The organism is Barnesiella sp. WM24 (assembly GCF_004570975.1).
Taxonomy (GTDB): domain Bacteria; phylum Bacteroidota; class Bacteroidia; order Bacteroidales; family Muribaculaceae; genus Muribaculum.
Genome location: NZ_SPPC01000001.1, coordinates 35568 through 58072 on the forward strand (window position 1 = coordinate 35568; position 22505 = coordinate 58072).

Annotated in this window: 18 protein-coding genes; 6 read left to right on the plus strand and 12 right to left on the minus strand. The window is 49.8% G+C overall.

Annotated features, from left to right (window positions below; all coding sequences use genetic code 11):
• Window positions 1-39: 39 nt before the first annotated feature.
• The 5 genes from E4T81_RS00150 to E4T81_RS00170 all read right to left on the minus strand — a co-directional run bounded on the left by E4T81_RS00150 (window position 40) and on the right by E4T81_RS00170 (window position 8140).
• Window positions 40-1323, minus strand: a complete 1284-nt coding sequence (locus tag E4T81_RS00150) for a folylpolyglutamate synthase/dihydrofolate synthase family protein (RefSeq protein WP_135040338.1) — start codon at window positions 1321-1323, stop codon at window positions 40-42.
• Window position 1324: 1 nt separating this feature from the next.
• Window positions 1325-1852: a chromate transporter gene (locus tag E4T81_RS00155; RefSeq protein ID WP_135040340.1), complete on the minus strand. Its 528-nt coding sequence runs from the start codon at window positions 1850-1852 to the stop codon at window positions 1325-1327.
• Window positions 1849-2451 carry a chromate transporter gene (locus tag E4T81_RS00160; protein WP_135040342.1) on the minus strand — a complete coding sequence of 201 codons (603 nt, stop codon included), beginning with the start codon at window positions 2449-2451 and terminating at the stop codon, window positions 1849-1851. Before E4T81_RS00160 ends, E4T81_RS00155 begins: the two co-directional genes overlap by 4 nt.
• Window positions 2452-2689: 238 nt before the next feature.
• Window positions 2690-5368, minus strand: coding sequence for a 4-alpha-glucanotransferase (locus E4T81_RS00165; RefSeq protein WP_135040344.1), 2679 nt, complete (start codon window positions 5366-5368; stop codon window positions 2690-2692).
• A gap of 228 nt (window positions 5369-5596) precedes the next feature.
• Window positions 5597-8140, minus strand: a complete 2544-nt coding sequence (locus tag E4T81_RS00170; RefSeq protein ID WP_135040346.1) for an adenosylcobalamin-dependent ribonucleoside-diphosphate reductase — start codon at window positions 8138-8140, stop codon at window positions 5597-5599.
• Between the two features lie 91 nt (window positions 8141-8231).
• On the opposite strand from E4T81_RS00170, the gene E4T81_RS00175 reads away from it, so the two are divergent.
• Window positions 8232-8987 (plus strand): nitroreductase family protein, encoded by a 756-nt coding sequence (locus E4T81_RS00175; protein ID WP_135040348.1) that lies wholly within the window; start codon window positions 8232-8234, stop codon window positions 8985-8987.
• Window positions 8988-9069: 82 nt separating this feature from the next.
• On the opposite strand, the gene E4T81_RS00180 is transcribed toward E4T81_RS00175, so the two are convergent.
• The 5 genes from E4T81_RS00180 to E4T81_RS00200 form a co-directional block, all read right to left on the minus strand.
• On the minus strand, window positions 9070-11880 hold the full coding sequence (locus E4T81_RS00180) for a pitrilysin family protein (protein WP_135040350.1): 2811 nt from the start codon (window positions 11878-11880) through the stop codon (window positions 9070-9072).
• A gap of 127 nt (window positions 11881-12007) precedes the next feature.
• Window positions 12008-12298 (minus strand): hypothetical protein, encoded by a 291-nt coding sequence (locus E4T81_RS00185; protein ID WP_135040352.1) that lies wholly within the window; start codon window positions 12296-12298, stop codon window positions 12008-12010.
• 77 nt (window positions 12299-12375) lie between these two features.
• Entirely contained in the window at window positions 12376-13758 is a 1383-nt protein-coding gene (dnaA, locus tag E4T81_RS00190) for a chromosomal replication initiator protein DnaA (RefSeq protein ID WP_135040354.1), read from the minus strand.
• A gap of 349 nt (window positions 13759-14107) precedes the next feature.
• The gene (locus E4T81_RS00195) at window positions 14108-15007 is read right to left on the minus strand and encodes an MlaD family protein (RefSeq protein ID WP_135040356.1); all 900 of its coding nucleotides are present in this window, start codon (window positions 15005-15007) and stop codon (window positions 14108-14110) included.
• 32 nt (window positions 15008-15039) lie between these two features.
• Window positions 15040-16170 (minus strand): N-acetylmuramoyl-L-alanine amidase, encoded by a 1131-nt coding sequence (locus E4T81_RS00200; RefSeq protein WP_135040358.1) that lies wholly within the window; start codon window positions 16168-16170, stop codon window positions 15040-15042.
• A 168-nt stretch (window positions 16171-16338) separates the two neighbouring features.
• On the opposite strand from E4T81_RS00200, the gene E4T81_RS00205 reads away from it, so the two are divergent.
• Window positions 16339-17322: a hypothetical protein gene (locus E4T81_RS00205; RefSeq protein WP_135040360.1), complete on the plus strand. Its 984-nt coding sequence runs from the start codon at window positions 16339-16341 to the stop codon at window positions 17320-17322.
• Window positions 17323-17334: 12 nt separating this feature from the next.
• Here E4T81_RS00205 and E4T81_RS15535 read toward each other — a convergent pair whose 3' ends face one another.
• Entirely contained in the window at window positions 17335-17505 is a 171-nt protein-coding gene (locus E4T81_RS15535) for a hypothetical protein (RefSeq protein WP_167761541.1), read from the minus strand.
• 298 nt (window positions 17506-17803) lie between these two features.
• Here E4T81_RS15535 and E4T81_RS00210 point away from each other — a divergent pair, with 298 nt between their 5' ends.
• The 4 genes from E4T81_RS00210 to E4T81_RS00225 all read left to right on the plus strand — a co-directional run bounded on the left by E4T81_RS00210 (window position 17804) and on the right by E4T81_RS00225 (window position 22079).
• Entirely contained in the window at window positions 17804-18394 is a 591-nt protein-coding gene (locus tag E4T81_RS00210) for a sigma-70 family RNA polymerase sigma factor (RefSeq protein ID WP_135040362.1), read from the plus strand.
• A gap of 156 nt (window positions 18395-18550) precedes the next feature.
• A complete protein-coding gene (locus tag E4T81_RS00215; RefSeq protein ID WP_135040364.1) occupies window positions 18551-19333 on the plus strand; it encodes a sulfide/dihydroorotate dehydrogenase-like FAD/NAD-binding protein in 783 nt (260 codons plus the stop codon).
• 27 nt (window positions 19334-19360) lie between these two features.
• Window positions 19361-20842: an NADPH-dependent glutamate synthase gene (gltA, locus tag E4T81_RS00220; RefSeq protein WP_135040366.1), complete on the plus strand. Its 1482-nt coding sequence runs from the start codon at window positions 19361-19363 to the stop codon at window positions 20840-20842.
• 31 nt (window positions 20843-20873) lie between these two features.
• Entirely contained in the window at window positions 20874-22079 is a 1206-nt protein-coding gene (locus tag E4T81_RS00225; RefSeq protein WP_135040368.1) for a dicarboxylate/amino acid:cation symporter, read from the plus strand.
• Here E4T81_RS00225 and E4T81_RS00230 read toward each other — a convergent pair.
• Window positions 22066-22503, minus strand: coding sequence for a GtrA family protein (locus tag E4T81_RS00230; RefSeq protein ID WP_135040370.1), 438 nt, complete (start codon window positions 22501-22503; stop codon window positions 22066-22068). The genes E4T81_RS00225 and E4T81_RS00230 overlap by 14 nt on opposite strands.
• Between the last annotated feature and the right edge of the window lie 2 nt (window positions 22504-22505).

A 22505-nucleotide genomic window follows, 5' to 3' on the forward strand; every position in this document is an offset into this window, starting at 1 on the left:
TTAATATATGTCTTGGGGAAACTCTATCTGTCCTTTAAGTCATGTGTTGAGCATGGTGAGGAGGTCGGCGACTACGAAGGTGCTGCCGCCGATGAATATGGTGTCGGATGGAGAGGCGGCGGAACGGGCGGCGGCATAAGCCTCGCCTACTGTCGGGTAAGCAGCCCCTTTCAATCCCAGCGCACCGGCATTTTCCGCCAGCACCTTTTCATCGAGGGCGCGGGCTATCGATGCGCGTGTAAAGTAATAGCGCGCGTCGGCAGGGAGCATTTTCAATATGGAGGTCACGTCTTTGTCGTTGACAAATCCTATCACTACATGTTTCACGCCGGGCGACGCATCAAGCTGTCGTGCAAGATATTGCCATCCGCCGGTATTATGACCTGTGTCACATACGGTAAACGGGGCTTCACTGATGCGCATCCAGCGCCCCATCAGTCCGGTCATTGAGCACACCTCTGCAAAACCTTTCCTTACGTCGCGGTCATCGATGTGCCATCCGGCTTTACGCAGTTCATCGACAGCCACCATTATAGTGGCAGCATTTTTGGGCTGACACTCGCCGGAAAGCGCGCCGGTAATGTCGCCGAATGGAGTATCGCGATAGAGAATGTCGCCATCCACAGCCACAGCCGCGGAGTAAAGCGTCTCGTCGTCGGCATAGCGCACAGGCGCACCTACCGATTCAGCCTTTACCGCAAACACCTCTCTTACATCGCCCTCCGACTCCCCTATCACCACCGGGACACCCGGCTTTATTATGCCTGCCTTTTCCGACGCTATAGCCGGGAGCGTGTCACCGAGAAACTGGGTGTGGTCCTTCGAGATATTTGTAATCACCGATAGGCAGGGACTGATGATATTGGTGCTGTCAAGCCTGCCGCCGAGCCCCACCTCTATCACCGCCACATCGACCTTTGCCTTTGCAAAGTATTCAAACGCCATGACCATCGTGAGCTCGAAAAACGATGGCGACTTGTCAAATCCAAGCTTCATGTAGCGCTCCACAAATCCGGTCACCTCCTCGCGCGGAATCATCTTGCCGTCGACACGGATGCGCTCGCGGAAATCGACAAGATGGGGCGATGTGTAAAGTCCGGTCCTGTAGCCTGCCGCCTGTAGTATCGCCGCCAAGGTGTGGGCGGTAGAGCCTTTGCCGTTAGTGCCGCCTACATGGATTGTCTTATATAAGTCCTGCGGGTTGCCGAATGTCGCGGCAAGCGCGATCGATGTGTCAAGCCCCGGCTTATAGGCAGGTGCGCCTACACGCTGAAACATAGGCAGCTGAGTGTACAGGAAGTCAATAGCCTGGTCGTAGGTCATGTCAATAGAGTATAAGCCCCGCCACACCGGCAAGGCAGATTATAAATATGGGGTGAATTCTGGTGAAATATACAAGACAGAACGATGCTGCACAGATGATTATGCTTATCGAATTGTCGGGAAAGTTCTGACGGTTCATCAGCAGCAGTGCCGCCGAGGCGATAAGCCCTATCACGACAGGGCGCAGACCGGCAAATATGCCTTTTATCGCAACGGAGTCTTTGTGGCGGCGTATGAAATGGCTCGCATAAAGCACCAGCAGAAACGAAGGCAGCATCACGGTCACGGTGGCGACAATAGAGCCCCACACACTGCCGGTGACGACATAGCCTATGTAAGTGGCGCTGTTTATGCCTATCGGGCCCGGGGTCATCTGCGAGATTGCCACGATGTCGGTAAACATCTGCTCGGTAATCCACCCGGGCGTCACGACTTCGCGCTCTATCAGGGCAAGCATAGCGTAACCGCCGCCAAAGCCGAAAAGACCGATTTTCAGGTATGCCCATATGAGTTTAAGATATACGCTCATTGTTCATCCTCCTTTCCTTCATTCTTTTCACCGGCGGCCGCCTTGCCCTTTTCAAGCAGCTTCTGCTGACGCGACAGCCACAGGTAGCCACACAGACCGCCCAGCACGATAAACACGATGGGGTTCCATCCGAAGTAAATAAGCGCCGCCACAATAACGGGTATCCACACAGTCTTCCACGATATGCCGGCTGCCTTTGCCGATGTTATCACAGGGGCAATGATGAGGGCCACCACGCAGGGACGGATGCCCATGAATATCCTTGACACCACGGAATTGTTTTTTATGATGTCGGGAGTCAGGAAGATGGCGATGGCAAGGATGATGAGAAACGATGGCAGTATCGTGCCGAGAGCCGCGACAGCGCTTCCCTTGAAGCCGCGCAACTTGTCGCCGATGGAGACCGATATGTTGACGGCAAGTATGCCGGGCAGTGACTGCGAGATGGCAAGCAAGTCGAGAAATTCCTCCCGCGAAATCCAGTGATGCTTGTCGACAATCTCACGCTCGATGATGGAAATCATAGCCCATCCGCCGCCAAATGTAAAAGCTCCGATTTTGAGAAATGTCGTGAAGAGTTGCAGATAAATCTTATCCATAATGCAATATAGTGTTTTGAAATAAGACACGAGACACCGGCTTCATGTTTATTCCGACCGCAAAGTTACACATTTTTTCACAATCACAAGCCATGCCCGGATAATCCATGTTTAGCCGTGGAATCATAGCCACAAGGGGGATATATTGCGGTGAACCGCGTGAAATGAAAAGTTTCCGGAGCTGCCGCTGTCAATGGCGACTGCTCCGGAAACCTATAATCTTAAATCAAAACCTGTGTCAGCGACCTGTCGACTTTATCTTATCGCGCAGATAGTCGTTGAACTCCGAGGCGTCAAGAAGCTCTTCAACGGTGAGGTGCATGCGGTAGCGCCAGTAATGGCGCGGATTTGCCGGAATATTAATCAACTCCTCGCGCGGATCCTCACGGCGAAGCGAACCATTGATTGACAGCCAGTCCTGAAGCGGGAATATCGCCAGCATAGAGGGCGACTGCAGGTTAAGGGTTATAATCTTGTCGCATATCCAGGGCTCGGCATACTGAGGCGCCGCTCCCTGCTCGTGGAGCATATTGTTGTAATAGTGCTGGGTGACATCACGGTTTTCTTCCCACCACTGGCGAATACCGCCCATGTCATGGGTCGAAGTGGTGCAGACAGAGAGGTAGGGATAAGTCCATGTATTGCCAAACTCAGCCGCCGGGTCTTTTGGCATGCGCTGTATCTCAAGCGACAGCATCTGAAGCTGCGACATCACGGCGGGCACACAGTCGGGAATCATGCCGAGATCCTCGGCACAAGTGAGCATCGAGGTCGACCCGATAAGCGGGGGGAGCTTCCACATAGCCTTGCCATACCAGAAATCGTTGTGACGGTGGTAATAGAAGTCATTATACAGCCTGTTGAAACACCAGCGCTCATAATCGGTAAGCGAGCGGTAGATATAGGTGTACTGAGCGGAGATGCGCGGATGATACTTGCCTTTCTCATAGGGATCTTCAATGAAGAGCACCTCGTCGACAAGTCCCATGAGCGCATTGCTGAGCTTGTCATTTTTCTCCGATTTTTCTTCCTGAGCGAAATAGTCGGCAATCTTGCGCTGGGTGTCAAACTCGTCACGCAGCTTGTATCTGCCATAGCCGACATTGATGAGGAAGCGACGTTTTGCCTCGTCAGTGTATTCGCCGAAGAAATCGTAAAGGAAGTAATCCATGATAAACGGCGTTGTCTGCAGGTCGACGTCAAGCCAGAAGTCATAATTGTTGCGCAGCTCGTCGGGAGTGAACGGCAACGCCGGATTGAAGATGCCGAGAAGTCCGTGAAGGGCATTCATCGGTATCTGCCATATGCGGAAAAATCCAAGCACATGGTCGATGCGGTAGGCGTCAAAATACTCCGACATCTTGCGGAAACGTGACTTCCACCATGCAAATCCGTCTTTGCTCATCTCTTCCCAGTTGTAGGTGGGGAAGCCCCAGTTCTGTCCGAGCACAGAGAAGTCATCGGGCGGCGCACCCGCCTGACAGTCCATATTGAACAGGCGCGGGTCAATCCAGGCGTCGGCCGAATCGCGCGAGATGCCGATAGGTATATCGCCCTTGAACGCCACACCATGCTCGCCGGCATAGCGGTGGACCTCACGCATCTGCTTGTCAAGATGATACTGAATGTAGTACACGTAGTTTATATCGTCATGATGCTCATTGACAAAGGCGGCAACCTTGCCGGCATCGTAGACAGCATATTCGCCCCACTTGCCAAATTCCGGAGTGCCGTTAAGGTCACGCAACACACAGAATGCAGCATAGGGAGTAAGCCACGAGGCATTGTTAGCGACAAATTCCCTGAAGTCGGCCGACTCCAGAGTCTTGCCGCCTTCCTGACGGAATATCTCGCGGGTGAACTCATTTTTTGCGTTGTTGACACGCTCATAGTCGACCTGAGGCAAGGAATTAAGCTCTACCCTGAGGTCGTCGAAATACTTCTGGCGGGCCTCATCCTTCAGCCGTCCGAGCTCGCTGAGTCTCAGATACATCGGGTGGAGAGCAAAAGTGGAGTTGGCGTTATAGGGATAAGAGTCAGTCCATGTGTGGGTCATGGTCGTGTCATTGATGGGAAGTATCTGCAGAAACTTCTGTCCGGTCAAAGCCGCCCAGTCGACCATCTTCTTCAGGTCAAAGAAGTCGCCGACACCGAAGTCATCCTCGCTTCTTACCGAGAATACAGGTATAGCCACACCTGCACAATGCCATGCCGGGCGCGAGTTGACAAAGCGCAACCCGTTAATCAGCAGCGCCGAGTTCTTATGTTCAGGAATTATATTCATCACCCTGTTGTCACCGCCTTCCCAGGCAAGCACCTTACGGGTGAGACGGTCAAGGATGACAAACTTGTAGCTGAAAGGCAGGTGGACATCGTTCAATGGCAACACCACGTTCCACACCGGAAACGAAGCGTCGCTCATCACAATCGCGTTTTCGGGATTCCACGCGCCGAGTGACTCGTCGTCGCCACATATGGCAAGCACCTCGTCGCTGCCTACCATAGGCGCGGCAACAGAAATCGAGATCGAACCGCCAAAGGTCACATCGGCGGCTGCGCGGTCATCGCGACGGTTGATACAGTCGATAAACACCGAAGAATAATATGGCTTGTCAATCGGTTGATCCTGCCATAGGTCATAAATCTCATAACCGCCCGCTCCGGAACCGGGCACAAACCGGTGAGGAGCGCCCCACTCATGGCGTTCGCCGCCATTTTCATGACGCACGATATAGTAGTAGTCAAACTCGCCGGCATCATCGGGGATTTCCACGTCAAGAGTCCATTTAGACAGGCCCGACTGCTGAAGCTTTACGGCACGCGATTCATCACCACCGCCGAGACCGGGCACAGTGCCGCATATATAAAGCGACTCACCCCAGTTGGTGCGGTAATCAATGTTGAAATTCAGTTTCATGTTTTATCGGTATTTTGTTTATCGCTATATAATTTTATCACAGTGCTGTAAAGTTACTGAGTTTTTCACAATTACAGCTCCTTTTTCTCTACTTTTTTTGTAGATGCGCCAATTATTCAGCCGTATTCAGCCGTGAACAATCGAAACGCGTCAACCCGCCAAGTAAAAAAGAGCCTAAAGGGTCATAAACCCTTTAAGCTCTTCTATTGTCTTATCGGTTATTCATTGTTATCCGCATTTTGATGTGCCGCAGGAAGTGCATATAAGACACCCTTCCTGATATATCAGGGTCTCGTTGCCACAGTTGGGGCAGCACTGACCGCTTGCCTTGGTCCCGTTGGGAAGATATTTTTTAAGGGCACGCTCGACACCCATCTTCCACGTATTAATCGACTGGCTGTCAAGCTCAAGACTACTTACAAGCTTGAGTACCTGCGGAATAGGCATGCCATAGCGCAACACACCCGATATGAGCTTCGCGTAGTTCCAGTATTCAGGATTGAACTTGTCGGAAAGACCCTCTATCGTGGTCTTGTAGCCGCGCTTGTTGATAAACTGGAAGTCGTAGCGCTTGTTGCCGCGCTCATCGACCGCCTTTATTATCTTGCCGTGGGTCACGCTTTTGGGGCAGAATATGCCATCCTCATCATCGGCAAGACCGGTAAATATCTCATAGGGCTGACCGTCGACAAGACCCACGAACGCAATCCACTTCTCCTTGTTGTTCTGGAAGCGCACTACATCAGCCTCCAGCTCGACCGGACGCTTGACAACATGCGCGTCGTCAATCTTTATCTTTTCGGCAGGCTTGTCAGACTTCTTCTCTACCGACACAAGCACTCCCGAGCGCGAACCGTCACGATACACCGTACAGCCCTTGCATCCGGAGCGCCAAGCCTCGACATAAAGACGGTTGACAAGCTCCTCGGTGACATCGGAGGGAAGGTTGATTGTAACGGAAATCGAGTGGTCGACCCACTTCTGAACCCTACCCTGCATCTTTACCTTCTCCAGCCAGTCTACATCGGCTGAAGTAGCCTTGTTATAGGGCGACTGAGCCACGAGAGCGTCAAGCTCTTCCTGTGTATAGGAGTCCTTGCGCGTGATGCCGTTTACATCCATCCATGTGAGGAATTTAGGATGATACACGATAAACTCCTCAAAGGCGTCGCCCGACTCGTCGACATAATCGATGCGCACATCGGGGTCATTGGGATTAACCTTGCGGCGACGCTTATAGACAGGCATAAACACCGGTTCGATGCCTGAAGTAGTGCGTGTCATAAGGCTCGTAGTACCGGTCGGGGCAATTGTCAGGCAGGCGATGTTGCGTCGTCCATTTTTTACCATCTCTTCATAAAGAGAGGGATCGGCATCCCTCATGCGGGCAATAAACGGATTATCTTTTTCGCGCGATGCATCAAACACCTCAAACGCTCCTCGCTCTGAAGCCATGACCACCGATGAGCGATATGCCGCGAGGGCAAGCTCACGATGAACCTGCTCAGAGAAAGCGGTAGCTTCCGGAGTGCCGTAACGCAGCCCGAGAGCGGCTATCATGTCGCCTTCCGCGGTAGTACCAACTCCGGTGCGTCGTCCCTTGAGTGTCTTCGCGCGTATTTTTTCCCAGAGATGACGCTCGGTCTGCTTCACTTCAGCCGATTCGGGGTCGGAGTCAATCTTTGCGAGTATGGTGTCAATCTTCTCCATCTCCAGGTCGATTATATCGTCCATTATACGCTGCGCCTTGGCGATGTGACTGCGGAAAAGCCCGAAGTCAAACTCGGCGTCTTCCGTAAACGGGTTGTTGACATAGCTGTAAAGGTTGACCGCGAGCAGTCGGCAACTGTCGTAAGGGCAGAGAGGGATTTCGCCACAAGGATTGGTAGAAATTGTCCTGAATCCGAGGTCGGCATAGCAATCGGGCACAGATTCACGGGTGATAGTGTCCCAGAACAGCACCCCCGGCTCAGCCGACTTCCATGCATTATGCACAATCTTTCCCCATATAGCCGCAGCGTCGACCTCCTTTGTCACAATCGGCTCCGAGCTGCCGTCGACGGGATAAGTCTGCATATAAGGCTTGCCGTCGACAGCCGCCTGCATGAACTCATCGTCAATGCGGACCGACACATTGGCGCCGGTCACCTTACCCTCGGTCATCTTGGCATCGATAAACGCCTCGCTGTCGGGATGCTTGATGCTGACCGTCATCATCAACGCGCCGCGTCTGCCATCCTGCGCCACCTCGCGGGTAGAGTTGGAATACCGCTCCATGAACGGCACGAGTCCTGTAGAGGTAAGAGCGGAGTTTTTCACAGGAGTGCCTTTAGGGCGTATGTGGCTGAGGTCATGCCCTACACCGCCGCGGCGCTTCATGAGCTGCACCTGCTCCTCGTCAATCTTCATTATGCCACCGTAAGAATCGGGGCCGCCGTCAAGCCCGACTACAAAGCAGTTGCTCAACGACCCTACCTGAAGATGATTGCCGATTCCTGTCATGGGGCTGCCCTGCGGCACTATATACCGGAAATCCTTCATAAGGTCAAAGACCTCATCCTCACTCATAGGATTAGGATAATTGCTCTCTATGCGGGCGACCTCACGCGCAAGACGGCGGTGCATGTCGTCGGGAGTCTTTTCAAACAGGTTTCCGAATGAATCCTTCAGTGCATATTTTGTAACCCATACACGAGCCGCAAGCTCGTCTCCGTCAAAGTATCTAACCGAGGCATCATAAGCCTCATCATAAGTATATGTGATATTTTCCACGAGGTGATAATTTTTATATTCCAATGCAAAGATACGCTTTTAAAATCGTAAATTCGCAAAATAATTACAAATCTACAAACAGTCATAGACAATGGATATAGACCAGTATTTTTCAAGCCGGCGCACAGTGCGCCGCTACACGTCGAAGGAAGTCGAGCCGGCATTGCTGACCAGGATGTTGGACGAGGCCGCCCATGCGCCTAACACAGGCAACATGCAGCTTTACTCAGTGATTGTGACACGCTCGGAAGAGGGCAAGAAGCGACTCGCGCCGCTACACTTCAACCAGCCGTCAGTGACCGGATGCAGCGTCCTGCTGACATTCTGCATTGACGTAAACAGGTTCAATCTTTGGTGTAAGGAGGGTGAAGCCGATGCCGCCTTTGACAATCTCCAGATGTTTCTTGCCGGAGCCATCGATGCATCCATCTTCGCACAACAGTTTAACACTATAGCAGAGATGAACGGACTCGGATGCTGCTATCTTGGCACAACCGCCTACAATGCCCCCCGGATTGCAGAGGAACTGAAACTGCCTGACGGAGTGGTGCCGCTCATCACGCTTACCGTAGGATACCCCGACGGAGAATCACCTCTCTCCGACCGTCTTCCTGTCGAGGCAATCATCCACGAGGGCGAATACCGCCAGTATACCGGCTCGCAGATAAGAGAGATTTATGCCACACAGGAGGCCCGCGACGACAGCCGCCGATTTATAGCTGAAAACGGCAAGTCGACGCTCGCGCAGGTATTTGCCGAGGTACGCTACCCGAGAGCCACTAACGAGGCTTTCTCCAAGACCCTTCAGGAATACCTTGACGCCACATATCTAAACAGGCAGAAATAATCACGCAGAACACTATCATAAATCACGAGGGGCGCGAAATATTTCGCGCCCCTCGATGTTTTTTATCTTGTCAGAAACCCCGTCATTCAGCAGGCTCCATGACAAACACCTTGTAGTTGTTCTGCTTCATCAATTCAGCCATGAATGCCTTGACGTCATCTTCAGTTATGGCATTAATGGTGTCGACCGAAGTCAGGAATGTGTCAACAGGAAGCAACTGATAGCCGGTCATTCCCGACAGCCATGCCTGATTTTCAGTCATGCCGCGTGTAGCCTCCTTAACCATATACTCTTTTACCTTGGCAAGCTCTTCGGCAGTGATATTGGCGGTCATGTCGTCAAACTGCGCCGCGATAATCTCAAGCACCTTGTCTTTCATCTCAGGCTTCATCGGGAAAGAGCTCTGGAACATTACAGGGTTGTCGCTGATGCGTGAAAGAGATCCGTTGGCACTGATTGAATATACCGCGCCTTCTTCTTCACGTACAGTCTTAATCAGGCGCGCCGAAAGAATCTGACCGGCGATAGACGCGAGCTTCTGATTTTTTGCTGTATAAGGCATGTCGGCAGAGACAATGATGGCTGCATAAGTAGTCGGGGTGTCCATCTTCTGCCTTATCTGCTCGGTTGAAGCACCGGGTTCAATACCGAGTCCGGCGAGCTTGACCGGAGCGGTTTTTCCGGCTACAGCCGGAAGAGTGGCGATATACTGCTCAACAAGAGGCTTCAAAGCGTTAATGTCGACATTTCCTACAAAATAGAAAGTATAATCGGCGGCGTTGGCAAGCTGAGAGCCTACAATCTCAAGTATGCGTCCGCGGTCGGCGTTTTCGATTGTATTCACGTCAACGGCGTGAGAGCGTCCTGACTTGAAAAGATATTCAAGCAACTGCTTATTGAACTGATATGCCGGAAGAGCCTCCTGATTTTTAAGAGCTCCGACATATAGATTCTGAGTAGAAGAGAAGTCATCGGGACTTATGGTAAATCCGGTAAATGTAGCATAGATAAGCTCCATCAACACAGGAAGATCCTTAGGCACAGCCGAGCCGGAAACCTCTCTCGTGTATGCCGACAGATCCACTTCACAGCTTGCCTGCTTTCCGGCAAGGTATTTCTCAAGGTCAGAGCTGCTGTAGCCACCGAGTCCGTGACGGCTAAGCGCATAGGGAAGATAACGCAGATTCAACGCATCGTCTTCGCCAAAGACCGATGTACCTCCTGTGGCAAGAGCGGTAAAGAGTATTTCATTGTCTTTGAAATCAGTCTTTTTCACGACCACTTTCACGCCATTGGAGAGAGTCCACTCCTGAGTGTTATACAACGGATTTTCAGTCACCGCTACAATCTTGCCGGGGGCGGGAAGCGACTCAATCAGCGGCTCGCTCTTCACGTCATCGACAAAAGCCTCTATCTCTTCGGCATCGACACGCTGCATGGCCTCGGCAAGCTGAGCTTCAGTGGGCACGGCAAATCCTTCAGCATCAGGAAGCATGGCGAGCACAACGATGTTTTTATCGCCGACTATCTCGGGAAGAGCCATGTTGATCATCTCCACCGGAATCTGATTGGCAAGCATGCTCATCATCGTGAATTCATTCTCAATTCCGGGTATAGGCTCATTGTCAAGGAAGTGTCTTACATATTCATTGACAAGCGAGGTGGAAGTCGTATTGGCGCGGTTGTTATATGCCTTTTCAAGACGAGAGAGATACTCGCTGCGGGCACGGTCATACTCAGTCGCGGTGAATCCGCCTCTCTTGGCACGCAGTGTCTCGCGATAAACAGCCTCAAACGCCGGTATCAAATCGCCATCCTTTGGCAAAGCCGCCACGGTAAGGGCATCAGCCGTCTTTGAAAGCATGAAGTTGCCATAAGAAGCGTCGGCAAGCGCAAATACAGCATCGGGCTTGCTTGAAAGCTCCTGGAAACGCGCATTAAGCATGGCATCGAGCATGTCGACGGCATATCTGCCCACGAGATAGTCAAGAGTGCCCTTCAGTGAATCGGGGGTAGCCTCTGACTTAAACATTATCTGCACAACAGCGTTACGCTGCTCAGGGTCACTGCCGACGGCAAAAATAGTATTCTGATTGTCGGGCACGGGATAATACACGCGCTCAGCAGGATTAACAGGCATCTTAATATCGGAAAATATCTCCTTTATCTTAGCCTCTATGCGGTCGACATCAATGTCACCTACCACAACTATTCCCTGAAGGTCGGGACGATACCACTTCTCGTAGTAGTCGCGCAAATCCTGATAGGGGAAATTGTCAACAATCTCCATTGTGCCGATAGGCAGGCGATAGGCATACTTGCTGTCAGGATAGATGACCGGAAGCAGTTTTTCGTATATGCGCATCTGACCTACATTGCTGCGACGCCACTCTTCATGAATGACACCACGCTCCTTGTCAATCTCGGCATCTTCAAGCAGAAGCCCGTCGGCCCAGTCATGAAGAATCAGAAGACATGAATCCTGCACACTCTCACGCGCTGTCGGGACATTACATATATTATAAACAGTCTCGTCAACCGAAGTATAAGCGTTAAGATTCTGCCCGAATTTCACGCCGACAGTCTCCAGCCATGAAACGACCTCATTGCCGGGGAAATTTTTTGTGCCGTTGAAACACATGTGTTCAAGGAAATGTGCAAGACCGCGCTGATTGTCCTCTTCCTGTATAGACCCTACTTTCTGGGCTATATAGTAATCAGCCTGACCTTTGGGGTACTCGTTGTGACGGATATAATAGGTCAATCCGTTGTCAAGTTTTCCAATTCTCACTTCAGGGTCAACCGGTATAGCCGGCATTGCCTGAGCACTTACAAAAACGGGAGCTATTGCCGCAGCAAGAAGCAATAGCAACCGACTAAAATACTTTTTCATTGCTGATACATTTAATCTTATATTTTTATCACAAAGATACAGAGATTATTCGGAATCGCAATAAAATAGTGTGTAATTCATAGTATTATTCATAAGAACCTTTATATAGCCTTTCATTAAAAAAACTTCAGAATAAAGAGAGCTGCACGGGAGGCGCAGGTACAGGCGTAATGATGACAGACCTGTCCTGAGTCCATCCCTGACTTGAATTGCGCAGACGCAGCGTCACCAGACCGAAACTTCCGGAGACAACACGTCGCACCTGACGTAAAATTTCAGAAAATGAAGTCAAGCCACTCAACTTCAAAGAAGCCAGCTGCCTGCCGTGTTGTGACAGCGTGGCGTAGATTATGTCTGAGCTGTTAATCGTTCCCATTGTGAGTATCTGCCTTAAAATTACAAGGCAAATGTAGCTCACCACATGGGCAACATTACGGCACAGTATCGCAAAAATCAGTTAAAACCTTGATTTTTCTGACAATCAGAGCGATTGTCTCAGCACTTGAACATCGCCTCAATCTTCGCGAGATCCTCGCGCAATGCAGGCTCCATCGACAGGCGCTCCTCAATATTGCGGCAGGCATGAAGCACAGTGGCATGAGTGCGTGACAGACGCGTACCTATCGCAGTAGCAGGCATCTTGGCGTCGCGGCGTGCAAGGAACATCACCATCTGGCGCGCATCGGAAATCTCGCGCTTGCGGCTCTTTGCAAAGAGTGCATCCTGATCGATATTGTAGTAATCGCTGACGCTCTGGGCAATCATCTCAAAGTTGATTGACTTCTTGTGAATCTTCACGGCGTTTCCAAGCACTGTGCGCGCAAGGTCGACCGTAATCTCACAGTTAAGGATAGTGGCGTGGGCAATCAGCGACACAATTATGCCTTCAAGCTCACGGATGCTGTCAGTGACATTGGAGGCGATATAGTCAAGCACCTCTACAGGAATCTTCAATCCGTCCTGCGAAGCACGGCGGGCAAGCACCTCACGGCGCAAGTTGACATCGGGCTTTTCAAGCTCTGCCGTCATGCCGCATTTAAAGCGCGACAACAGACGCTCGTGCATATCTTTCATCATCGAAGGCGGACAGTCACTTGACATGATAATCTGTCGCTGATTGTGATGGAGATGATTGAAGATGTGGAAGAACGCACCCTGGGTACCGGGCTTATGCATCAAGTCCTGTATATCGTCTATGATAAGCACATCAATCGACTGATAAAAATTAATGAACTCATTAACCCTGCTCGGACGCGCAGTCGCCGCGGCTGTATACTGGCTTTCAAAAAGTCGTGCCGAAAGGTAAAGGACCCTTGCCTTTGGGTCGCGCTCCTTTATACGGATGCCTATAGCCTGGATAAGATGAGTCTTGCCTACACCTGTGGGACCGAATATGAAAAGCGGGTTAAATGTCTTACACTCCGGATTAGTCGCAATAGCCTCACCTATCGCACGCGCAATCTTGTTAGATGGGCTCGCGCAATAATTTTCAAAGGTGTTTTTGGGGTTAAGCCTTGAATCGAAATCCTCCACAACTTCTGTGTCAAACGGATTACCCGTGCGGACACGCACAGCGGGACTCGGATTGGAACTTTCAATCGAGACCGATGTGTCGGGGTCGGAACCTACCTGGTTATATTCATAAAACAGTCTCACCCCCTTGCCGTAGACACGACGCAACGCATAAAGCAATATCTTTGCATATTGCTCTTCAAGGCGCTCCACAAAGAATGGAGTGGGCACACGAAGATGAAGCTCATTGCCGTCAAAACTTTTTGAAGTTATGGGCTTGAACCAGGCGTCATACTGTTCGGTAGAAAGATTATCCTTGAATATTTTCAGACAATCTTCCCACATTTTTTGGTGAGTTTCGTTCATGAAAATGTAATTTTAGGCTATTATGTAGGCTTAACTTTTCAATGCAAATTTCCCCCAACTTTTTTTGAAAAACAATTGAAAAAAAATTTGGATTTTACAACTATTCCACAATATAGCTGTTTTTCAGCTGCTTATAAAATGGTTAACACAAATTCTTAATTTTAGAAAAACCAAACCGACATATAACTATAAATCAACCGTTTAACCTCATGTTAAGAAGTTAATACAACTTAGGGGCTTCGCGTGAAACCCCTAATTATAGCTATTGTAGCACATCCCGTATTGTGGAACATAACCACAAAAAAGTTATCAACTATTTAGAATCATTCCAAATAGCGTCATTCTGCCGTCAGAACACCTTAATCGGCGGGATGTAGCGCTTGGGATTCTGCTTCAAATCAATCAATATAGAGTCAAGGCCGCCGGCAACACCGTTAAGATGGTCATATAGCTGACGGTCATTAAGGAGGAGCCCTATTGAATTGTCAGGCTCGTTCATCTTTCCGGTTATGGAATTGATATTTGCGGTCAGTTGGTTCACATTATCCATCGTCTCCTGCAACGGTATCTTCTTCAACTCTTCCGACACGACTGCAAGATCGGCAGTGATAGAGTCGAGATTGCCGGCTACATTGTCGACTGTCTTCATGGTAGCAGGCATGGTGGCAAGCGTGCGGTTAAGATATGTGGTGGTAGCCTGAAGATTTGCCGTGATGGCATCAAGACGCTTTACCGACAGCAAAAGCGCCGAATCGCTCACAAGCCTGTTTACCGAAGTAAGCAAAGTGTCTATCTTGGGAAATACATCCTCTACCTTAGGCATAAGCCCCTCAGCGATTCCGTCAAACATCGACGGCTGATTCTCGCCTATCAGCCTGTCGCCTACGCTGTGACTGTCAGATGAAGTAGAAAACTCAAGGACAACAGAAGGCGAACCCAGAAGATCAGTCTCGATAATCGCCTTGCTTCCCGCCGGCACACGCAACTTCTTATCAAGAGAAATCTCTACAAGCACATGTCCGGGATTGTCATACTCATATGTAATCTCCCTTACCTGCCCCACCTTAAATCCGTTTATTGTCACCGGAGCCGATACAGTAAGACCGTTGACATTGGTATAGGACACATAATAATAGTTGGCAGCCTTAAACAGGTTGACTCCTTTCAGATAATTAATGCCAAAAAACAGCACCAGGGCGGCAATCAGCACTGAAAGCCCTATCATCAGCTCTTTTGAATAGCGTTTCATAATGCGTTATCTCTTTAATTTCATTTTCTAATTTATCTTACGCGCTTTCCATCGCGTACAGTTATTATAAAAGCGTCAGAAAATTTTTTCCTGACCTTATTCATCTCAGTCTTGGCTTTGTCAAGAGAGTCATAGCTGCCGACAGTATATTTCCACATACCGCCGTCGCGGTAACAGTCCACACCTTTCAGGCCTCTGAATTCCGATGAGTTTTTCTTCAACTTTGACGGATGAGATAAAAACTGCACCTTATACACCAAGTCGCCGGCGGATTCAGCCTGCTCCGTATCGGTCACTTCCTCTTCTTCATTTTGCTCATCTTCAAGCTCGTTAGAATCTCCTCTCGACTTCCCTGACTTATGATTGTCATGAATCTTGCCCGACTTCCGGTCAAAGGATGTCTTATAAGACTTAAATGCGTTGAATATCGACTTGGCAAACTTGTTTTGACCCGACTCAGAAGCGAGAAAAGCCTCCGATGTAGGATTGCATATAAATTCAAGCTCGATAAGCACAGCCGGCATGCCTGTCTTGGCAAGCACCCAGAATCCCGCCTGTCTTACCCCGTTGTTCTGACGCCCGGCGGTTGTCACCATCTCCGACTGTACCCGGCTCGCAAAGTCAATGCTCTGCTCCATATGCTGATTCTGGCTAAGCTCAAATATTATGTAGGACTCCGTCGAATTAGGGTCAAAGCCGCAATAGGTCGTGGAAAAATCATCTTCAAGCATCATTACCGAGTTTTCACGCTTCGCCACAGCAAGGTTCTCAGCGCTTCGGTGAAGTCCCAGCGTATATGTGGCAGTGCCCTTTATAGTGGTGCGCCGCTTGTTTTTCTTATCTACCGAGTTGGTATGTATCGATATGAACAGGTCACCGTGAGCCTTGTTGGCAATCTCGGCACGCTCCTGCAGCTCCTTGAAATAATCACCGTCACGAGTATAGACAACCTTTACGTCGTCCATATTCTTCTTGATGAGATTTCCCAGTTTAAGGGCGACACCAAGATTGATGCTCTTTTCATTGGTCTTGTTGCCGATTGCGCCGTAGTCATGACCGCCATGTCCCGCATCGATAACAACGACGAAGTCCTTTGCCATAAGCTGCGACACCGACAGCAGACTGATAACGAGGATTGCAAAAATCCGAAAAAGTCGATACATATAATATTACAGAATATCTTTGCAAAATTAAGAAATTACAACGTATTTATACTATTTTACCCTTCATTTTTATCCCGCAGGCACAGAAAATAGGTAGTTTTGAACAACCACAGTGATACTTTCATCATGAAAATGCGTTATTTTTGTAAACCAAAATTGCAAACACTGATGAAACATATATTGTTGACTCTCGCCTCATTCATTTTGCTTGGGGCGGCATCCTGTAAAGACAACAACGGCAGGCAAGCCCCCGACGGGACACAAAAGGTAGAGATTATACGTTTTGACCGCGACATAGCCGCCTATCCGCAGCGCGACAGCACTGAAAGAGCTAAATTCCGCGACCGATATGCGGGCGTGCTGATGATGACGGTAGGCCCCGACTCCATAACCGATGAAGCCGTGCTGACCTATGCCAAGGGAAAAGGAGTCACCATGTTTGTCCCTGACATAAGGCAGCGATTCACCGCTCAGGACTCAATCGAAAACACCCTGACCGACATCAGCTACAATCTCTCCGACATGCTGCCGGGGATGAGATGGAAAATAATATATGGCGGAGTGTCGACCTACAACCAATCAATACTCATGACCGACACCATAATGCTTGTCGGGCTAAACCACTACCTCGGCAAGGATTATCCGGCATATGTCTACTTTGAGCCTTACCAGCGCGACGTCAAAACCCAGAGTCATCTCCCCTATGACATAGCCGAAGCCATGATCGTGGGGTCATATCCATATACACGTGATGAAAATGCGTCTTTGCTCAACCGCATGCTCTATGACGGCGCAATCACCTATATACTCATGACATCGATTCCCGGTGCCGACATAGCTGAATTGCTGGGATACTCTCCCGAAGAACTTAAATGGGTTACGGAAAATGAGGGGAATGCCTGGCGGCGCATTATTGAGCAAGGCTACCTTTACTCAACCGACTCGAGTCTTGCCGACCGCATGTGCCGTCCATCACCGGCAAGCCCGTCAATCCACCCCGACGCGCCCGGACGAGTGTGCAGGTACATAGGCTATCGCATTGTAGATTCCTACATGCGCAATCATCCCGATTTCAGCACACAACAACTCTTGACGCCTGAGTTTTATAACGCTACCTCAACTCTGGTCGATGCGGGCTACTCGCCCAAATAAGACCACTGTAAATCAGTTGACAATCATCCCTCCGAGGCGGCTGTCGACGCGGTTGTCATAATGATACACCCGCGCAAACTGCCTTATCATAGCAAGAGTCACACGACTTGGAGAAGCCTCGTCGGCAGGTTTACTGTCTCGTGACGGCAATGTGCATTTAGATGGTGTAGACTTTTTATCCATAGGCAAACCGATTATCTTTTTTTATTTCGTATAAGTATAACGCACCGACACCTGTTTTTATTATAGGTTTATCCGTCAATTATAACAACAAACCGAAAAATAAGCAAACAATCACTAATTTTGACCGCTTAACTACGTTTTCGCGCATTTATTGTATTAAAATCGCAAAAAATATATAATTTGCTTGTTTTTATGACCGCAATATGATAACTTTGCGGATGTAAAAATTTATTGTTAATAACCTAAACCTTACTGCCTATAGCTTGACATTACTCTAAACAATAATATCAACACAGTAATGCAAAAATTGACCAATCTCACCGACGAACAATTAGTGAGGGCCTATGTCGACGGAAACAATACAGCATTTGACACATTGTTACGTCGTCACCAATCAAAGCTATTTTCTTACATTCTGAAAATTGTAAAGAACAGGGATATAGCCGACGACATTTTTCAAGAGACTTTTGTCAAGATCATCATGACCTTGAAGCAGGGACGCTATGCCGAGTCAGGTAAATTCGGTGCATGGTTGACAAGAATCGCACACAATCTCATCATCGATCATTTCCGTCAGGAAAAATCGGAAAACAGCATCTCTACCGATGATGATGACGTGAACCTTCTCAACCGACGCGACCTCTGCGATGAAAACATAGAGGACATCATGGTCAACGACCAGATACGCACTGATGTGCGCCGTATCATCGAAGCTCTCCCCGAGAGCCAGCGTGAGGTGCTTATGATGCGTTATTACAGCGACATGAGTTTCAAGGAGATTGCCGATGCCACAGGCGTGAGCATCAACACCGCCCTCGGGCGAATGCGATACGCAATCCTCAATATGAGGCGTATAGCTGAAGAAAACAACATCGTACTGTCGGCATAACCGGCAAGCGATTATACACTATTGCAACCGACAGACACCCCGCCAAAGGTGTCTGTTTGTTATTTTTCACTATAAGAATTTACGATTGTCACGATATTTTATTTATCTTTGCCAGACGAACAATAGTTATGATTTATCCAGACATCAGCCAATATTATGAACAAAATTCTTGAGAAGGAGCACTTTTCCGAGAAAGTTGTCAAACTTATCGTTGAAGCGCCAGCAATTGCCATGTCACGCAAGCCCGGTCATTTTGTCATCGTGCGTGCATGTGAGCATGGAGAGAGAATCCCACTGACAATAGCCGACGCCGACCCTGACCGTGGCACAATAATGCTTGTCGTGCAGGATGTAGGTGTTTCGTCCCACAAGATATGTGCGCTTGAACCGGGAGAATACCTGACCGACGTGGTGGGACCGCTCGGACAGGCCACCCACATAGAAAACGTTGGCACGGTAGTGTGCTGCGGAGGAGGTGTAGGAGTAGCGCCAATGCTCCCCATAATAAAGGCGATGAAGCAAGCCGGCAACAGAGTGATTACCGTTCTCGCCGCGCGTACAAAGGATTTAATCATACTTGAAGACCAGGTAGCCCCCTGGTCGGATGAAGTCATAATCATGACCGACGACGGCAGCTACGGCAACAAGGGATTGGTTACCGCCGGTCTGGAAGAGGTGATAAAACGCGAAAAAGTAGACCAGGTCGTCACAATCGGGCCGGCAATAATGATGAAATTCGTAGCCCGGCTGACTCAGGAGTATGGCATACCCACAATGTGCTCGCTCAACACCATAATGGTCGACGGCACGGGCATGTGTGGCGCATGCCGCATCACAGTAGACGGCAAGACACGCTTTGTATGTATCGACGGGCCTGAATTTGACGCCCACAAGGTCGACTTTGACGAGATGCTCACGCGCCTGCGCACATATAATTAACACTCCAATCCTATATTACACAGCAAAATGTCAGCAACCAACATATCAACATCAGCCCCGCGCGATGCCCAATGGCGCGAAGAGTTACGCAAAGCCACCCCTGTCAAGGAGCGCACAGCCATACCGAGAGTGAAAATGCCGGAACTTGACCCCGGCTACCGCGTTACATGCAACGAAGAGGTCAACCAAGGTCTGTCGGAAGAAGATGCCGTGCTTGAGGCAAAACGGTGCATGGACTGCCCCGACCCGCAGTGCATGACAGGATGTCCGGTAAGCATAAACATTCCCGGCTTTATAAAGAATATCGAAAGAAAAGAATTTTCAAAGGCTGCATCAGTGCTCAAAGAGACCAGCGCGCTACCTGCCGTATGTGGCAGGGTGTGTCCGCAGGAAAAGCAATGCGAGTCAAAGTGCATATACCACAAGATGAAGAAAGAACCCGTGGCAATCGGATATCTTGAGCGATTTGCCGCCGACTACTCGCGCATCTCAGGCGGCACAGATGGTGACACACCTTCAGCAGCGCCTAAAAATGGCGTAAAGATAGCCGTAGTAGGCTCCGGTCCCGCAGGACTGTCATTTGCCGGCGACATGGCTAAACGCGGCTACGAGGTCACTGTGTTTGAAGCGCTCCACGAGATAGGCGGAGTGCTGAAATATGGTATTCCCGAGTTCAGGCTGCCCAACGAGGTAGTTGATGTAGAGATTGAAGCGCTTGCCCGGATGGGGGTGAGATTTGTAAAAGACTGCATCATCGGAAAGACTTTCAGCTACGATGACCTCCACGAAATGGGGTTCAAGGGCATCTTCGTGGCGTCAGGAGCGGGACTGCCGAGATTTATGGGCATCCCGGGTGAAAACTTCAACGGAGTAATGTCAAGCAACGAGTATCTCACCCGCATCAACCTGATGGGCGCAGGCAGAGAAGGCTATGACACCCCGGTATTGAAAGGAAGCCGCGTGGCGGTAATAGGCGGAGGAAACACAGCTATGGACTCGGTAAGAACCGCGCGACGTATGGGAGCTGAAAAGGCAATGATTGTCTACCGCCGAAGCGAGGCTGAGATGCCGGCGCGAGTAGAGGAAGTCAAGCATGCCAAAGAAGAGGGCGTCGAGTTCATGACGCTGCATAACCCGATAGAGTATCTTGCCGACGACAAAGGCAGAGTGTGCGCCATGCGCCTGCAGCGCATGGAACTTGGCGAGCCCGATGCCTCAGGGCGACGCTCTCCGGTAGAAATCGAGGGCGCGATAGAGGAAATACCTGTCGACCTTGTGATAGTAAGCGTGGGTGTATCGCCCAATCCTTTGATACCTAATGCAATCAAGGAGCTGGAAGTAACGAAGCGCGGCACGATTGTGGTTGACGAGACAACTCTACGCTCTACGGTTGACGATATTTATGCCGGAGGTGATATTGTAAGAGGCGGAGCCACAGTAATCCTGGCGATGGGCGACGGACGACACGCGGCTGCGGCAATGCACGAGAGCCTGTCATCAAAATCATAACAGCCCCCTCCTACCCTCATTCCGACAGTCAATGAAAAGAAAATTCAAGATAGGACTACTGCTGCAGATAGTGCTGGCAATTGCGCTTGGCATTGCGGCAGGATATGTCATGCCTGTACAGGCGGCGCGGATATTTGCTACATTCAATGTCATATTCAGCCAGTTTCTTCAGTTTCTCGTGCCGCTTATCATTGTAGGCTTTGTCACTCCCGCCATCGCCGACATCAGCAACAAGGCAGGGAAAGTGCTTATAGCCACTGCATTGATAGCCTACGTTGCTACTTTCTGTTCAGGCATGCTTTCCTATTTTACAGGAGTGTTGACATTTCCGGGAATGATAACACCCAAATCGCTTGACGCCGCAATCGGCAACGGACACGAGATAACCCCGTTTTTCACGATAGAGATACCCCCTATGTTCGGGGTCATGACCGCGCTTGTGCTCGCTTTCATGCTTGGCATAGGCATAGCCTACAGCAACGGCACCGTGCTGCGCAATGCCGCGACCGAATTTCGCGACATTGTGGCCCGCGCCATACACTCCGTGATTATCCCCTTCCTTCCGGTCTACATATTCGGCATATTCCTCAACATGACACTGGCGGGAGAAGTGGGAGGAATCATCTCGGCGTTTGTAAAAATTATCGTAATCATCTTTGCCCTTGCCGCCATACTGCTTATTATCCAGTATTGCATCGCGGCGCTATTTGTAAAGCGCAATCCGTTCAAGCTTCTTTACACGATGCTTCCCGCCTATTTTACCGCTCTCGGCACACAGTCGTCAGCCGCGACGATCCCTGTGACATTGCGTCAGGCGATAAAGATGGGGGTCAGCGAGGATATAGCCGGATTCGTAATACCGTTGTGCGCCACCATACACATGTCGGGAAGCACGCTGAAAATTGTGGCTTGCGCCCTTGCCCTGATGATTATGCACGGCATGCCCTATGACCTGCCTATGTTTGCCGGCTTCATCGCCATGCTCGGCATCACGATTATAGCCGCGCCAGGAGTCCCCGGCGGTGCGATAATGGCGTCACTCGGGCTTCTCGCCTCGTTACTTGGATTTTCTGAAAAAGACCAGGCACTGATGATAGCCCTTTACATAGCGATGGACAGTTTCGGGACGGCATGCAACGTGACAGGCGACGGATTTATCGCCCTTATTATTGACAAATATTTCGGAAAGCGGAATAAAGACCTGCCTGCAACCGACGAAGTAATCACCGGAAAGTGACTATCTTATTATAGATGTAATTGATGAGCGTGTAGACGACATTGCCTATGAGAGTGGCGATACCGTAGCCCGACATGGTGAACGCAGCAATCTGGTACTGGAAATCTTTAAGCGGAGTCTTATAGCTCAGAAGCCACACGACAAGGAATTGCAGCCCGTAACACACAAAGAATCCTACTAAAAATCTTATCGCCTCCTTGTAGTAGCGTCCCGATGACTTGAATACCCAGTTTTTATTCCACAAAAACGAATTTATGACACCACACACATAGCCGATAGCGTTTGACAAAAGCGGATTGACTCCCAGCAAAGCCTTGCAGACATATATGACGCACAGCGTGACAAGCGTATTAAGAACCCCTACACAGGCATACTTTGCAAACTGTAGTATCGTATTGCGGCTTAATGTCATGTTACTATTCATTT